This window comes from Fructobacillus sp. ChS1-6f1-1-27, from assembly GCF_059579415.1.
In genome coordinates this window covers 1-15203 of sequence record NZ_JCAOER010000009.1, presented here as the reverse complement: position 1 = coordinate 15203, position 15203 = coordinate 1, and the positions used below count along the sequence as shown (strand labels likewise).

The 15203-nt window shown below is 47.2% G+C and carries 18 protein-coding genes; 17 read left to right on the top strand and 1 reads right to left on the bottom strand.

Annotation, left to right across the window (positions count from 1 at the left end; all coding sequences use genetic code 11):
- Positions 1 to 122 precede the first annotated feature (122 nt).
- The 12 genes from AC5162_RS05080 to AC5162_RS05025 all read left to right on the top strand — a co-directional run bounded on the left by AC5162_RS05080 (position 123) and on the right by AC5162_RS05025 (position 9430).
- A complete protein-coding gene (locus AC5162_RS05080; RefSeq protein WP_496534175.1) occupies positions 123 to 428 on the top strand; it encodes a type II toxin-antitoxin system RelB/DinJ family antitoxin in 306 nt (101 codons plus the stop codon).
- Between the two features lie 25 nt (positions 429 to 453).
- The gene (locus AC5162_RS05075) at positions 454 to 762 is read left to right on the top strand and encodes a hypothetical protein (protein ID WP_496534174.1); all 309 of its coding nucleotides are present in this window, start codon (positions 454 to 456) and stop codon (positions 760 to 762) included.
- A gap of 93 nt (positions 763 to 855) precedes the next feature.
- Positions 856 to 1650 carry a TatD family hydrolase gene (locus AC5162_RS05070; RefSeq protein WP_496534173.1) on the top strand — a complete coding sequence of 265 codons (795 nt, stop codon included), beginning with the start codon at positions 856 to 858 and terminating at the stop codon, positions 1648 to 1650.
- Entirely contained in the window at positions 1643 to 2215 is a 573-nt protein-coding gene (gene rnmV / locus AC5162_RS05065; RefSeq protein WP_496534172.1) for a ribonuclease M5, read from the top strand. The genes AC5162_RS05070 and rnmV overlap by 8 nt, the downstream gene beginning before the upstream one ends.
- Before the next feature lies 1 nt (position 2216).
- Positions 2217 to 3107: a 16S rRNA (adenine(1518)-N(6)/adenine(1519)-N(6))-dimethyltransferase RsmA gene (gene rsmA, locus AC5162_RS05060; RefSeq protein ID WP_496534171.1), complete on the top strand. Its 891-nt coding sequence runs from the start codon at positions 2217 to 2219 to the stop codon at positions 3105 to 3107.
- A 94-nt stretch (positions 3108 to 3201) separates the two neighbouring features.
- A complete protein-coding gene (locus tag AC5162_RS05055; protein WP_496534170.1) occupies positions 3202 to 3432 on the top strand; it encodes a Veg family protein in 231 nt (76 codons plus the stop codon).
- A 58-nt stretch (positions 3433 to 3490) separates the two neighbouring features.
- The gene (locus tag AC5162_RS05050; RefSeq protein ID WP_496534169.1) at positions 3491 to 4195 is read left to right on the top strand and encodes a metal ABC transporter ATP-binding protein; all 705 of its coding nucleotides are present in this window, start codon (positions 3491 to 3493) and stop codon (positions 4193 to 4195) included.
- Positions 4188 to 4973: a metal ABC transporter permease gene (locus tag AC5162_RS05045; RefSeq protein ID WP_496534168.1), complete on the top strand. Its 786-nt coding sequence runs from the start codon at positions 4188 to 4190 to the stop codon at positions 4971 to 4973. The genes AC5162_RS05050 and AC5162_RS05045 overlap by 8 nt, the downstream gene beginning before the upstream one ends.
- 157 nt (positions 4974 to 5130) lie before the next feature.
- Positions 5131 to 5964, top strand: a complete 834-nt coding sequence (purR, locus tag AC5162_RS05040; protein WP_496534167.1) for a pur operon repressor — start codon at positions 5131 to 5133, stop codon at positions 5962 to 5964.
- A 9-nt stretch (positions 5965 to 5973) separates the two neighbouring features.
- Positions 5974 to 7347 carry a bifunctional UDP-N-acetylglucosamine diphosphorylase/glucosamine-1-phosphate N-acetyltransferase GlmU gene (glmU, locus tag AC5162_RS05035; protein ID WP_496534166.1) on the top strand — a complete coding sequence of 458 codons (1374 nt, stop codon included), beginning with the start codon at positions 5974 to 5976 and terminating at the stop codon, positions 7345 to 7347.
- Between the two features lie 174 nt (positions 7348 to 7521).
- Entirely contained in the window at positions 7522 to 8865 is a 1344-nt protein-coding gene (locus AC5162_RS05030; protein WP_496534165.1) for a dihydrolipoyl dehydrogenase family protein, read from the top strand.
- A gap of 67 nt (positions 8866 to 8932) precedes the next feature.
- On the top strand, positions 8933 to 9430 hold the full coding sequence (locus AC5162_RS05025) for a hypothetical protein (RefSeq protein WP_496534164.1): 498 nt from the start codon (positions 8933 to 8935) through the stop codon (positions 9428 to 9430).
- 69 nt (positions 9431 to 9499) lie between these two features.
- On the opposite strand, the gene AC5162_RS05020 is transcribed toward AC5162_RS05025, so the two are convergent.
- Entirely contained in the window at positions 9500 to 9751 is a 252-nt protein-coding gene (locus AC5162_RS05020; protein WP_496534163.1) for a hypothetical protein, read from the bottom strand.
- Positions 9752 to 10172: 421 nt separating this feature from the next.
- Between AC5162_RS05020 and xseA the strand changes: the two genes are divergently transcribed.
- The 5 genes from xseA to recN are packed head-to-tail and all read left to right on the top strand — an operon-like array spanning position 10173 to position 15092.
- Positions 10173 to 11450 carry an exodeoxyribonuclease VII large subunit gene (gene xseA, locus AC5162_RS05015; protein WP_496534162.1) on the top strand — a complete coding sequence of 426 codons (1278 nt, stop codon included), beginning with the start codon at positions 10173 to 10175 and terminating at the stop codon, positions 11448 to 11450.
- A complete protein-coding gene (locus AC5162_RS05010) occupies positions 11443 to 11670 on the top strand; it encodes an exodeoxyribonuclease VII small subunit (protein WP_496534161.1) in 228 nt (75 codons plus the stop codon). The genes xseA and AC5162_RS05010 overlap by 8 nt, the downstream gene beginning before the upstream one ends.
- Entirely contained in the window at positions 11663 to 12541 is an 879-nt protein-coding gene (locus AC5162_RS05005) for a polyprenyl synthetase family protein (RefSeq protein ID WP_496534160.1), read from the top strand. Before AC5162_RS05010 ends, AC5162_RS05005 begins: the two co-directional genes overlap by 8 nt.
- A gap of 3 nt (positions 12542 to 12544) precedes the next feature.
- Positions 12545 to 13378 (top strand): TlyA family RNA methyltransferase, encoded by an 834-nt coding sequence (locus tag AC5162_RS05000; protein ID WP_496534159.1) that lies wholly within the window; start codon positions 12545 to 12547, stop codon positions 13376 to 13378.
- A gap of 28 nt (positions 13379 to 13406) precedes the next feature.
- Positions 13407 to 15092 carry a DNA repair protein RecN gene (gene recN / locus AC5162_RS04995; RefSeq protein WP_496534158.1) on the top strand — a complete coding sequence of 562 codons (1686 nt, stop codon included), beginning with the start codon at positions 13407 to 13409 and terminating at the stop codon, positions 15090 to 15092.
- Positions 15093 to 15203 lie beyond the last annotated feature (111 nt).

The following is a 15203-nucleotide window of genomic DNA, read 5'->3' as shown; positions in this document are numbered from 1 at the left end:
AGCGGCTTTTTTTATGTTTAAAACAAGATAAAATAAATATGATTGTTATTATATGTCGTTATCTGTTATCAAATAATGTTAATTCGTGTTATGATTAAGAAAAAACAATGGGAGGATTATTCATGACAACTATTCAAGTTTCAGCACGAATTGACCAAGATATTAAAGAGACCGCTCAAAAAGTGTTTGAGCGACAAGGGTTGGACTTAGCAACAGCGATTAAGATGTTTGTTACTAAAACTGCTTATGAGCAAGAAATCCCATTGACGCTTCATTCGAGAGCAAATAAGCCATTTCCGGTTGATTTTCTATCTGATGAAGATATTGCTGATCGAAAAAAAATTCAAGAGCTTGCGTTTCAAAAGTCACCAATTGAACACCTGGACTTAAGCAAGGAAGAAGATCGAAAGAAGTTTTTCGATGACTAGGGTGGACATCTTTGATACCAGCATTATGGTTGCAGATATCGCGTTTGATGAAGGGCGACAGGCCGGTTCTAAAGTTCGTCCAGCTCTTGTAATGAAGCATACGGATAAGTGGGTTGCTTGTTATAAGATAACGAGCCAATACCATAATAAATCAACTTATCTTCGAAGTAAGTATTTTGAGATTATTGATTGGTCTGATGCTGGTTTGAGAAAACCATCCTGGATAGATATAACTCGTCTGCGAACAATTGAAAGAAAGTTTGTGGTCATTGGATTTTTAAGTTATTTATCAAAAGAGGATAGACAACGTTTCATTCAGTTTATGTCAAAGTAAATAAAAGCCGCGAAAGCGGCTTTTTTATTTGCCGGTCGAACCCTTAACTGTAGTCAGCTATGCTAAAATAGTAGTAGAAAAAAGGAGATTACTATGGCAATTTACCACCCCAACGAACAACCAGCCCCATCATATGATAGTCATACCCACTTAAATGACGACCAGTTGTTCTTTGATGTGCCAGCTTATTTAGGCCGGGCCCACGAATTCCAGGTGTTGGAAATGAACATTGTTGGCTATGACCAGGAGGGCAACGACCGGGCCTTACAGATTGCCCGGGAAAATGAGGGCGTACATGCCATCGTTGGTTTCCAGCCGGAGGATACGCCAAAGTTCGATGAGACAGCGAAGGCTAGCCTGCAAGAACAAGTGAAGGACCCAGAAGTTGTTGCGGTTGGTGAAACCGGCTTGGACTATCACTGGGATACGGACCGACTAGTCCAAAAAGATGCCTTTTTGTACCAAATCAAACTGGCAAAAGATAACGACCTCCCAGTTGTCATCCACAACCGCGATGCCTTTGACGATGTTTACGAAATTCTCAAGGCTGAAGGCGTGAAAAAAGCGGTCATCCATTCGTTTTCTGGCACACCCGCTCAAGCAAAAGCCTTCGTTGACCTCGGCTTTTACATTTCGTTTTCAGGGGTGGTGACCTTTAAGAAAGCAGAAGAAGTTCGGGAAGCTGCTAAGGTTGTCCCACTTGACCGGATTTTGGTCGAAACTGACGCGCCTTACTTAGCACCAACGCCAAACCGCGGCAAGACTAACGAACCCGGTTGGACCAAGTATGTGATTGATGACTTGGCGAAGACACTTGAGATGTCCGCAGATGACTTAGCTGGTCAAACCGTTCAAAATGCCCACCGGATCTTTTTAAATCATGACTGATTTGCCAAAGATTAAGGCGATGGTGGTGGTCGAAGGTTGGTCAGACACGAAACGGTTAGCCCAGGCGGTCATTTGTGACACGATTGAAACTCGGGGGTCTGCTTTAGGCTCAGAAGTTTTGGACCGAATCCGTTTGGCAGTTGAAAGTCGGGGCGCCATTGTTTTGACAGACCCAGATTTTAATGGCAACCGTCTTCGTCGCTTGATTGAGGAAGCAGTTCCTGGCGTTACCCAGGCGACGATTAGCCAAGACCAGGGGCGGGCAGCCAAGGATAATCCTCATAAGTCGTTGGGCGTTGAACACGCTCCTTTAATTGTTTTGCAAGAAGCCCTTGTCCAAGCCGACCAAAGAGCTGGCTTAGACCGACCAGAATCGGATGTTACCCGAGAATTTTTGGTTGACCAGGGACTGTTAGGGGGGCCAGCTTCGAAGGCTAAACGTGAAGCCCTTGGAAATACCCTACAGATTGGCTATGCTAATGGCAAACAGCTCTACCACCGCTTACTGGCCTATGGAATCCGCCAGGCCGAGGTGGTGGCCGCCCTTGAAGGAAATAGAAAATAAGATGGAAAAACAAATTCGCATTGCCAGTCCAGCTCGGACCCAGGCAATCTTAAACCAGTATGGCCTGCGGGCTAAGAAAAAATTTGGCCAAAACTTTTTGACCGATCAAAGTATTTTGACCGGGATTGTCGATGCCGCTGAATTAGGCAAAGACGACCGCGTCGTTGAAATTGGCCCTGGAATTGGCGGTTTAACTGAGTACTTGGCAGAAGCTGCTGGCCAGGTTTTGGCCTTCGAAATTGATACGGATATGGTTAATATCTTGTCGGAGACCTTGCTACCATATGACAATGTTGAAGTCGTCCAAGAAGACGTCTTGAAAGTTGATTTGAAAACGGTTTTGGCTGACCATTTTGGTCAGGGAGAGGCAGTGAAAGTTGTTGCAAACTTGCCTTATTACATCACGACGCCAATCCTATTAGGACTGGTGCAAGCAGGAATCGCTTGGGACCAATTGGTCGTGATGATGCAAAAGGAAGTCGCCGACCGGTTGACTGCCAAGCCTGGTACCAAGGAGTACGGCGTCTTGTCGATTACTTTGGCCTACTATGCGGAAGTATCTCAGGCGTTGAAGGTAGCAAGGTCAGCCTTTAACCCTTCGCCAAATGTTGATTCGGCCGTAGTCTCTTTGACACCCAAGATACCAGACCAGCCGGTTGAAAAGCCAAATGACCTCTTTAATGTCGTCAAAGCTGCCTTTGCCCACCGCCGGAAGTCGCTCTGGAATAACTTGCAGCAACGGTATGGCAAGGAAGAAGAAACGAAGGAAAAACTCCGTCAAGCCTTGGCAAAAGCAGAAATTGATGCTGGTATCCGGGCGGAACGGCTGGATTTGAACCAACTGACGGACCTGTATTTGGCACTTCAGGAACAGGGGTTCTATTCTAAATAAGACGCTAGAGCGCGTTGACTTTTCTTTTCTAAAATTGAATTTTTGTGACTTTTGTGTTATAATTTTTTATGTTTAATGAGAAAGGCGGTCGAAGATGTCAACTTTAGAAGATATTAAGTCGCGATTGGATGAGCATTTAGGCGAAACAATCACAGTAGTTTCTCAAGCGGGACGCAAGAAAAGCCTGGAACGATCAGGAATCTTGCGGTCCACTTTCCCATCACTGTTCGTAGTTGAGCTTGATGATGAAGCCGACTTCGAACATGCATCATATAGTTACACAGATATTTTAACTAAAAATGTTGATGTAACATTTGCAGAGTAAGATACATAAAAGAACCCGTAAGGGTTTTTTTATTTATATCATAAAAAAGGAGAGCACGATGCCCTCGCAAATTTCAGTTCAAAATTACACGGCCGCCTTTGCCGGTAAGACAATTTTAAATTCAATTTCTTTTGAGATTCCAGACCAAGTTTTCACCGTCATTGTTGGTGAAAACGGGGCGGGAAAAACCACATTAATTAATGACTTGATTAAGTCGGTGGTTGGCGAAAAGACGGCCAGCACTGGTGTTATCCAAGTACAAAGCAAGCACTTAGCCTATGTGCCGCAGTTTCGCGACTTAGGGGACGACTACCCATTAACGATTGCTTCTTTTGTTTCCCTGGGGCTAAAGACTGGGCTACGCCCTTGGCTGTCAAAGCAAGAAAAGAACCGGGTGCAGGCCGCCTTGGCCCAAGTCGACTTGGCTGACTTAGCCGACCACCGCTTGGCAGATGCTTCAGGTGGGCAAAAGCAGCGGGCTTATATCGCCCAGGCCTTAGTCCAAAACCCAGACCTGTTAATTTTAGACGAACCAACGGCGGCCTTAGACGCCGGCCATTCATTGGAATTAGTCAAAGCGGTCCGGTCCTTGCAACAGGAACGAAAGATTTCAGTCTTGTGGATTTCTCACGATACTTCCTGGGTACAAGATTACGCTGATTTTTACCTTTGGCTCCACCAGGGTCAAGCCCAGTTAGGGGATGCCAAGGACCTGCCAGAGGAAGCTTCCTCGCACCACCAAGAGGAGGTGAACCATGTTTGAACAAGCCTTTATGCAAAACGCCTTTATTGCCGGGACTTTGATTTCAGTGGTTGCAGGAGTAGTCGGGACCTTTGTGGTCGCCCGGTCTTATAACTTTTTATCACATTCCTTATCTGAAATTGCCTTTGCAGGAGCGGCCTTTGGCTTCTTTGCCGGCTGGTCACCTTTGGTGGGGATGGTCTTGTTTACCATCTTAGCGGCACTTTCAATCGGAGGGTTGGAAAACGCTCAAGCCCGGCAGGATAACGTTACTTCAGCGGTTTCTGCCTTTGCAATCGGTTTAGGAATTTTGTTCTTGGCCCTAGGACACACGGCCACCTCGTCTGCGACTGGCATCTTATTTGGGTCGGTTTTGGGAATTTCTCACACCGATATTTTGATTTTGGTCGCAATGGCGGTCTTAGTCTTAGCAGCAATTTTCCTTTTTTACAAACCTTTGAAACTCTTGGCCTTTGATGAAGCTGGGCTACTTGTTAACAATGGTCGTAAAACTGCTTTGAAAATCCTGTTTTTGGTGGTGATGGCCTTGTCAGTCGCAATTTCATCGCAGTTAGTTGGGTCGCTTTTGATTTTTGTTTTGGTGACCTTACCAGCCGCTTCGGCCCGGTACTACCAGGGCAAGGTTTCATCCCTAATGGCCTTATCAGTCTTCTTTGCCCTGTTTGGGACTTGGTTGGGGTTAGCCTTGGCCTATTGGACCAACCTGCCAACTTCGGCCTTTATTGCCACAATTGAGGTCGGAATTTACTTGCTTTCGGTTTGGACCGCTAAGGATTAATCCTGGTTTAAACCCTGAACGTTAAGAATTATTAAAAGAGAACCAGTCTTAAAAGCGAATGTTCGTTTTTGGGACTGGTTTTATGCTATACTGATATTATCTGAAATTTAATCTTTCCAAGGAGGAAACAGGCCCATTTGCCTGATAAAAAAATACTATGAAAACACGCCGTGCTGACCGTTTGGTCGATATGTCTCATTACTTGTTGGACCACCCACGCCAACTAATTTCTTTAAACTTCTTTGCTGACCGCTATGAAGCAGCTAAATCTTCAATTTCTGAAGACCTATCAATTATCCGTCGGACCTACAAGAGCCGTGGCACTGGGGAAGTTAAGACTTATCCCGGGGCTGCCGGAGGCGTTTACTACACGCCAATGATGGGCGAAGATGAAGCAAAGGAATTTGTTGATGGTGTTTGCGAAACAGTCAACGATGAATCCCGGGTTTTGCCTGGTGGCTATGTCTACTTGTCTGACTTACTAGGACAACCAAATGTGTTGCGTCAAACTGGTCGGTTGATTACGACCCAGTACGTTGATGAAGAAATCGATGCCGTGATGACTGCTGCCACTAAGGGAATTCCTTTGGCTCAAGCTGTTGCTGACCAATTAAACGTGCCTTTCGTGATCGTCCGTGATGATGCTCGGGTGACAGAAGGGTCAATGATTTCCGTTAACTATTTGACCGGGTCATCGAAGCGGGTCGAAAAAATGGCTTTGTCAAAGCGGTCTTTGAAGGCTGGTGCACGGGTCTTGATTGTCGATGACTTTATGAAGGCCGGCGGTACTGTTCAGGGAATGCAGACCTTGGTCCGTGAATTTGGTGGGACCGTTGTTGGAACTGCCGTCTTTGCTGAAGGCCGGTCAAATGTCCGTTTGCTTGAAGACTATACTTCCCTTTTGCACGTTGAAACCAACTTGGACTCTGGCCAAGCAATTAAGGTTCAACCAGGAAACTACTACCAAGAAATTTTCCAAGAAAAGGATTAGGAAGCGGTCATGCAAAAGACAAATGTTGTGATTTTGGCGGCCGGTAACGGGTCGCGAATGAAGTCTGACCTGCCAAAAGTCTTGCACGAAGTCGCAGGAAAGGCGATGGTGGACTGGGTTTTGGACTCCGTTTTGCCATTGCAGCCAGAAAAGGTTTTGACGGTTACTGGTGTTGGGGCAAAACGGGTCCAAGAACACTTGACGGGCCGGTCTGACTTCGTTATTCAAGAAAAACAATTGGGGACGGGCCATGCGGTCTTACAGACCAAGGCTGCCTTACAAGATAGCCAGGGGTCAACCTTAATTCTGTCAGGGGATACGCCACTCTTTACGACCGAAACCCTGCAGGCCTTGATTGCTGAACACGAGCGGACCAAGGTTGCTGTGACGGTTTTGACCGCTAAGGCAGACAATCCAACCGGTTATGGACGAATCGTTCGTGGCGACGACGGCAATGTTTTGAAGATTGTTGAAGAAAAAGACGCCTCCGTTACTGAACGGCGGATTGAAGAGATTAACACTGGGGTCTATGTCTTTGACAACCAGTTGCTCTTTCAGGCCTTGTCCCAGGTCGGCAATTCTAATGCCCAGCAAGAGTACTACTTGCCAGATACTTTGGACATTTTGCGGGGAATGGGTCAGCAGATTGGGGCCTACCAGACGTTGGACTTTACTGAATCACTAGGGGTTAACGACCGGGTCGCCTTAGCAGCTGCCAACAAGGTCATGCGTGACCGGATTAACCGTTTTCACATGCAAAATGGGGTCGAACTCTTAGCCCCTGACCAGACTTATATCGATGCCGATGTCCAAATTGGTCAAGATACGGTTATTGAAGGCAACGTCACGATTAAGGGTAAGTCCGTAATTGGTCGAGATAACTACCTGACCAGCGGGACTCGGATTGTTGCCAGCCAACTCGGTGATGGGAACGTGATTACCAGTTCCCACTTAAACCATGCTACGGTGGCTAACCAGACCACCATTGGCCCTTATGCCCACCTCCGTCCAGAAGCTGAAATTAAGGATCAGGCCCACTTGGGGAACTTTGTTGAAGTCAAAAAGGCCACAGTTGGTCTTGGAACCAAGGTTGGCCATCTGTCTTATGTTGGCAATGCGACGCTTGGAGCCGATGTTAATATTGGTGCCGGGACGATCTTTGTTAACTATGACGGGGTTCATAAGTTCAATACTACGGTCGGTGACCGGGCCTTTATCGGGTCCAATACCAAAATTATTGCCCCAGTCACGTTAGCTGATGAAACCATCACGGCCGCTGGGTCAACAATTACTGACGATGTCGACTTCCACCAAATGGGAATCGCCCGTAGTCGCCAGACCAATAAAGAAAATTTTTGGGATAAGATGCCCCATAAAAAGTAATAAATTTAAAAAGGATAGGTTTGCCTATCCTTTTTATTTTGCTTATAATGTACTTATAAATATAAACTATACCAATCATAAGTGTTGGTGAAGTGTTACCATGATGGTGATGCAAATAGTGACGCGAGGCGGGTTTGGCCTGCTTGAGAATTAGTTGAGAGAGGATGGTTAGCAATGGATTTTTCAGTACTTTACATCGGTAGTGGCCAGGCAACTTGGAACGGGGCAGTTCCGCTTGCCAAAACTGGGGTCAAAATTGGCGTAATCGAAGAAAGTCAGTACGGTGGTGTTTGTTCCAATAAAGGTTGCAATGCCAAGATCATCTTGGATAAGCCCTTGGAAATTATCGAACGGGCTAAGGACCTCCAAGGCCGTGGCCTTGATGGCGTTCCAAGTGTTAACTGGGAAGACTTGATGGCCCACAAGCATGAATTGATTGTGCCCCAAGATTCTCATGGTAAGGAACGGTTGGATAACGCTGGCATTACGACGATTACTGGTCATGCGGAATTTGTCGATGCCCACACGGTTACGGTCGACGGCAAGAACTACACGGCCGATAAAATTGTGATTGCTACTGGTTTGCGCCCACACCAATTGGACGTACCAGGCAAGGACTTGTTTGCTAACTCAACCGACTTCTTGTCACTGCCCCATATGCCAGAACACGTGACAATTTTGGGTGGTGGCTTTGTCGCCATTGAATTTGCCACGATTGCCAACGCTGTTGGTGCCAAGGTCGATGTGATCACCCGGTCAAATAGGATTTTGCGCCAGTTCCCAAGCCAGTACGTTGATGAAGTTAAGGCGGACTTAAAGGACAAGGGTGTCCGCTTTATTCCAAATATGAACATCAAGGAAGCCAAGGAAGAGGCAAATGGTCAGATTACTTTGACCGGTGACAATCAATTCGCCGTCACGACTGACTATGTTTTGGACGCCACCGGTCGGGTGCCAAACCACGACCAGTTGAATTTGGCAGCTGCTGGCGTCAAGGCTAATAACCACGGGATTGAAGTCAACGAGTACTTGCAGACTAACGTCGAGAACATCTATGCGGCGGGGGATGCGGCTGATAACGGGGTACCAAACTTGACCCCAACGGCAGCATTTGAATCTCGGTACTTGGCGGCTAAGTTTATGGGTAAAAACGACCAGCCAATTGAGTACCCAGCCATTTCAGAAGTAGTCTTTACTTCACCACGGATTGCTCAGGTCGGCCTTCATTTGGACGAAGCTTTGGCTAAGCCTAATCAGTACGAAGTTAGTCAAGCATCATATGACGGCGACTGGTTCCGCCAGGTTGAAAACGAACAGGGTGCTGGTTTGTCTTTAATCTTTGACAAGCAATCGGGCCAATTGGTTGGTGCGGCTGAAAAGTCAAACAACGCGGATAATACGATTAACACGATTGTCCCTTATATCGCGATGAAGATGACCAAGGAACAATTAAACGACTTGATTTACGTCTTCCCATCAATCGAATATACCCTGCAACGCCGGTTGCCATTAGTTTAAAAGACTTTTTTGTGAGTATAGCTTATGCTATACTCTTTTTATTAGAAATAAAGGAAGTAAGACATCCATGCAAATTAATGGCCAAGCCGTTGTCGCTCAAATTGAAGAACAAACTTTTAGTCAGACCCACTTAGAGGCAAAGGATGGGGCGACCGTCGACTTGGACGCCTTGTTTGAAGCTTTCTTAGCTTTGGCCAAAAAAGAGGACTTGGCCTTGGCGGATGTCACTGTTGGCGGTGGGATTGAAGCAGGCGGAACAGCGATGTCGCTTGAAGCAAACGTTGTGAACTTACCCCTCCGCTATGCTAACCAGGAAAAAAAGCTGGTTTACACCGACCAAGACTATGACTTGAATGTTTACATGGTGGTCGACAACCCCTATGTATCGAAGTCGCAATTGAAGATTGCTAAGTTGGCTTCTTTAGAAGCCTTGCTGGATGACGCTGATACGGTCTTTGCCAAGGCGGCCGCCTGGTTTAACGACCAGCTAGAAGCTATCCAAGAAAACCAAAAAGCTGGCGATCAGGGGGATGACGCAGAAGACAACAAATCTTCTGACAAATAAAAAAGAGCTTAGCCAAGTTGGCCAGCTCCAATGACTAAGACCCGACGGAAGTATTTCGTCTGGTCTTTTTTATTCAACAGTAATCATGGCGGATAAGTGGTAGGCCGTTTGATCTTTTTCCACCGTTGCCTTTAAGACTTTGGGATTCGAAGTGTGGGCTTGGGCAGTGATTTCGCCAAGGTCGTAGGCTTCGACTAGTTCTGTTAAGAGGTCTTTTTTACTTTGACCGGTGTCTGGCAGGGCTAAGTCTTCCCAGTCTTTGGTTTCTGCTGGTCCAAAGTTAACTAACGTTTTAGTTGTGATTTTCGTGAGTGAAAGCATAGGGGTATTATAGAAGTTTTGAGGTCATGTGTAAAGAATTGTTGGCCTGAAAAGTGGCTGAACTGTGCTTGGCTTGCCAACCTGCCCAAAGCAACTCTAGTTGCAATTGCCATCGAAACCTGGCATAATAGAGGTATGCGATGAGTCGAACGCGCTTTTTAAAGCGCTGATACGGCCTACCGGAATTAGGTTTCCAGCCACGGATTTGGCGTAGGTGGTTTTGGCTTTGTGGAAGGCCTTAACCTCACCATGACTATCGGTTTTTGACTGAGGTGACGTAGACTTTCCTAAGTTTTACTTAGGACGCCCGTCAGAGCGAATCTGGCATGCCAAACTAAGCAGCTAACGAAAGTTAGCTGCTTTTTTATTGGCCATTTTCTCTGGTATAATAAAAAGTAGTAATCAATTCCAGGAGACGTCCATGGTTGAAAAAACGGAGTACTTGACAGTTGGTGCTTTAACCAGCTATTTGAAGGCGAAATTTGACTATGACCCTTACCTCAGTAAGGTTTATTTGACGGGCGAAATTTCCAATTTAGGAAACCGTCGGGGTCGTCACCTATATTTTTCAATTAAAGACCCTGATGGCAAGGCCGTCATCCGAGCCACCATGTTTTCCTATGCTTCGCGGTTGAAGTTCCAACCAGAAGAGGGGATGAAGGTCTTTGCGACCGGTCGGGTCCAAGTCTATGAACCATCTGGTTCCTATTCGATTATCCTCGACCAAATGACCCCTGACGGTGTCGGTGACCTCTACCTGGCTTTGACCCAGTTAAAGGAAAAGTTGGCCAAAGAAGGACTCTTTACCCAGGCCAAAAAAGACTTGCCTTGGGTACCAAAGAAGATTGCAGTAATCACTTCGCCCACAGGAGCGGTGGTTGAAGATGTGGCCAAGACTGTTGAACGGCGGTTGCCACAGGCCCAGGTGATTTTGTTACCGGCCGTAGTCCAAGGTGAGGGGGCCGTCCCATCCTTGTTGAAACAGCTTGACCGCGTTGATCAAATGGACTTTGATGTGGCCATTATTGGCCGAGGTGGTGGTTCGATTGAAGACCTCTGGGCCTTTAACAGCGAAGACTTAGTTCGCAAGGTCGCTTCTTTAAAGACCCCGATTATTTCTTCAGTTGGTCATGAAACTGATAATACTTTGGTTGACTTTGTGGCCGACCGCCGGGCGGCGACGCCAACGGCTGCAGCTGAATTAGCTACGCCGGTTACCAAAGAAAATATGGTTGCAACAGTCTATGATTTAAGCACCCGCTTAGTGCAGGCAGCAAGGCGGACAGTCCAGTCCAAAAAGGACCGGGTTGACCAAGTGATCAACCGGCCGATGATGCAACAGCCAGACCGGTTGTATGCAGCTTACCAGCAAGAAGTTGATAACTTAGCCATGCGGTTAAGTTCAGCTTTTAAGCAGCAAAAAGACCAGCGCCAGTACCGTTTTGATCAGGCGGTGGCGAGTTTGAAAACCCAGCAAAAACAGGTTTTGCGACCTTACCAAGAGGCCTTATCATTGACCTCGACCAAGTTGGATTTGGTCTCGCCATTAAAGATTTTAGCCTCAGGCTACACGATTGTTCACGGGCCCAACCAGCAGGTAATTAAAAAAAGTACGGATTTGAAGACGGGTGACCAAGTTGATTTGACCTTCGTTGACGGCCAAGTCAAAGCGCAAATCACGGGAGAAGAAAATGACTGAAAAGCAATCCTTTGAAGAAAAATTACAGCAATTAGAAACGATTGTCCAAGCACTGGAAAAGGGTGACCGCCCATTGGAAACGGCCCTAACGGACTTCCAGACCGGGGTGACCTTAGCTAAGGACTTGCAAAAGACTTTGCAAGAGGCTGAAAAGACCTTGGCCAAGGTGATGGACGATGACGGTGGTTTAACGAACTTGGAATTAACTAATAATGACTGATTTTAAAGCATTTTTACAAGAAAACCAGCCCAAGGTCAACCAGGCTTTAGCGGCAGAGGTTGACCGCCAGGTTGGCGACCAGGCTCCAGCGGTTTGGCCACAAATGTTAAAGGACGCCTTGCTAACACCAGGAAAGCGCCTCAGGCCCTTGCTTTTTTTGGCAGTCGTTCAATCTTTTGGTAAGGACCTGACGGCCGATGCGATTAAAACGGCTACGGCCTTAGAGTGGATTCACTCCTACTCACTAGTCCACGATGACTTGCCTGAGATGGATAATGATACTTACCGGCGCGGTCAGTTAAGCCTGCATGCCAAGTACGGGGCTGCTAGTGCGGTCTTGGTGGGGGATGCCCTCCAATCCGGGGCTTTTTCGATTTTGGCTGGTGCAACGGCAATTTCTGCTGACCAGAAAGTCAAGATGGTCCAGGTTTTAGCAGGCAAAGCTGGTGTCAATGGCATGGTTTTGGGCCAAGTTTTGGATATGCAAAACCACACCGACCAAAAAGACCAGGTGCCCTTGGCCGCCGTTTTGGACCAGGTTTACCAAAAGAAGACGGCCGACTTGTTGCAAGCGGCCGCCTTACTGGGCGGGCACTACTTGGATTTGTCGGCAGAAAGTCTCAAAAACTTAGCTGACTTTGCGGGCGCCTTTGGTCTCTTATTCCAAATCCAAGACGACTTGGATGACTTTGACCAAGATGAAGAAGAGGGCGTGATGTCTTTGGTCCACCTAGTTGGGATTCACCAAACCAAGGACTTAATTCGCCAGCTAAAACAGCAGGCTGACCAGGCCTTAAAGGACTTGGTTGACCGCGAATTTGACTTTGATAAGACACTATTAGAAAGCCTTTTAGGGCAAATTGGAGCATAGCAAGTGGCAGCAGTAGCAAAAGAACGGGTGGACGTCTTACTCGTCCAACAGGGCCTTTTTCAGTCCCGAGAACAAGCCAAGCGGGCAATTATGGCTGGGCAAATTCTTGGTACTAACGAAGAACGGCTCGATAAGGCTGGGCAGAAAATTCCGGTCACAACTGAATTACACTTTAAGGGTGAGCCACTGCCCTTTGTTTCGCGCGGGGGCTACAAGCTGGTCAAGGCGATTGAAACTTTTGGCCTAGAAATGGACGGCAAAACCGTCTTAGACATTGGTTCTTCGACCGGTGGCTTTACAGATGTTTCTTTGCAAAATGGTGCTAAGCACGTTTATGCTTTGGACGTTGGGACCAACCAGTTGGCTTGGAAGCTACGGATTGATGACCGGGTGACGGTCATGGAAAATACCAACTTTCGCTATGCCAAATTAGCTGATTTTGAAGATGGCCAACCTGACCGGGCAACGATTGATGTCTCCTTTATCTCGTTGTCCTTGATTTTGCCAACTTTGGCTGAGATTATCACGGATGGTGGCCAGGTGGCTGCCTTGATCAAGCCGCAATTTGAAGCCGGCCGAGAGTCAGTTGGTAAGCACGGGATTATTAAAGACCCTAAGGTCCACCACCAGGTCTTAGACCAAGTTTTACCAATGATGGTAGAAAACGGCTTTACTGTGAAGGGTTTGACCTTCTCACCAATTAAGGGTGGGCAAGGGAATATTGAATTCTTAGCCTGGTTAGAAAAGAGCGATAGTGCTCAGGTGGCTGAAAGCGTTTCAATTGATGAAACCGTTTTGGCGGCCCACCACCAGTTAGACCAGACTGGGACCGAGTAAGAGTTATTCTGGCAGAAAGGATTTGCCAATGCTTGAACAATTAACGATTAAAAACTTTGCGATTATTGACCAAGTCGACTTGTCCTTTGACGATGAGTTAACGGTGTTGACCGGTGAAACTGGGGCTGGAAAGTCGATTATTATCGATGCTTTGGCGATGGTAACTGGTGGTCGGGCTAGTACTGAAATGATCCGCCGTGGCGCCGACAAGGCTGTCTTGCAGGCGGTCTTTTCAGTGACTGGTGATAAGGCTGAATCTTTAAAAGCCCAGTTAGCTGATGCTGGCGTGGACTTAGACGACGACCAGGTCGTGATTTACCGTGAATTTAACCAAAAGGGCCGGTCGGTTGTGCGAATTAATGGGCTGATTGTGCCACTTAAGGTCTTGGCGAACCTGGGCTCTCAATTAGTTGAAATCCAGGGACAACACGATACGTCCTTGCTTCTCAATCCGGACCACCACCTGAGCCTCTTAGACGATTTTGGTGGAAAAGACCTAAAGCAGGCCAAGGCGAAATACCAGGAAGTCTTTGACCAGTACCGGGATGTTACTAAGAAAATTGACCGGTTGCAAAACCAGCAACAAGACACCAACCAACGACTAGACTTGCTGACCTTCCAGCAAGAAGAGCTGAAGACGGCCAACTTGCAGCCAGGTGAAGAAGATGAATTGCTGGACAACCGGGCTAAGTTGGCTAACCATAAAAAAATTGCCGATTCTTTGGACGAGGCCCAACAAGCCTTGAACCCTGGCATGGATGGTGGTGCGATTGATTTGCTCGCTGCTGCCCACCAAGCGATTGAACAAGCGGCTAGTTATGACAAAGACTATGAGAACTTGGCTAAGTCATTGTCAGAAGCCTATTACGCCGCCCAAGATGCTGGCCGAGACTTAGATGAATCGGTTTCTTCTTTGACCTTTGATGAAGGGGCCTTAGTTGAGATTGACGACCGCCTCCAGGTGATTCACGGGTTGAAGCGGAAGTACGGCGAAACTGTCGATGAAATCTTAGCCTTCCAGCAAAAAGTCGACCAGGAATTGGCCGACTTAGACGGCGGGTCCTTTGACCTTGAAAGCTTGACCAAGCAAAAAGAGACCCTACGCGGTCAAATACAAGCAGCGGCTACAACCTTAACTGAGAGCCGACAAGCAGTCGCCAAGGGCTTGGAAAAGGCGGTTAACCAGGAATTGGCCGACTTGCTAATGGCCCAGGCTTACTTCGAAGTTCACTTCGAACCAATCAAGGGCTACTTGCCATCTGGCGCAGATGCCGTTTCTTTCTTCGTTCAAACCAACCAAGGCGAAGGGGCTAAGCCACTTGAAAAGGCGGCCTCTGGTGGTGAAGCTTCCCGGTTAATGTTGGCCTTAAAAACCATTTTTATTGCCCAACAAGGATTGCCCACAGTTGTCTTTGATGAAATTGACACGGGGGTTTCTGGCCGGGTTGGGTTTGCCATTGCCAGCAAGATGCAAACAATCAGCGACAAGACCCAGGTTTTGGCGATTACCCACTTGCCACAGGTCGCAGCTGCCGCAACCCACCACTTCTTAATTGAGAAGTACAATGAAAATGACCGGACCTTGACCCAGGTAACTGATTTGCCAGAAGAAAGCCGTGATGAGGCGGTGGCGATGATGTTATCAGGTAACCAAGTGACCGAAGCTGCTTTGGAAAATGCCCGTGACTTACGGGAAAAGGCCAAGCACGCTTAAGTGAAATTGACCAACAAAAAAGACCAATCCATGATGATGACGTATACCCCAAAAACTAAAGTAAATATTTACTAGTTCGCTAAGCGGCTGGTTGCCGATATTCAATCGGTG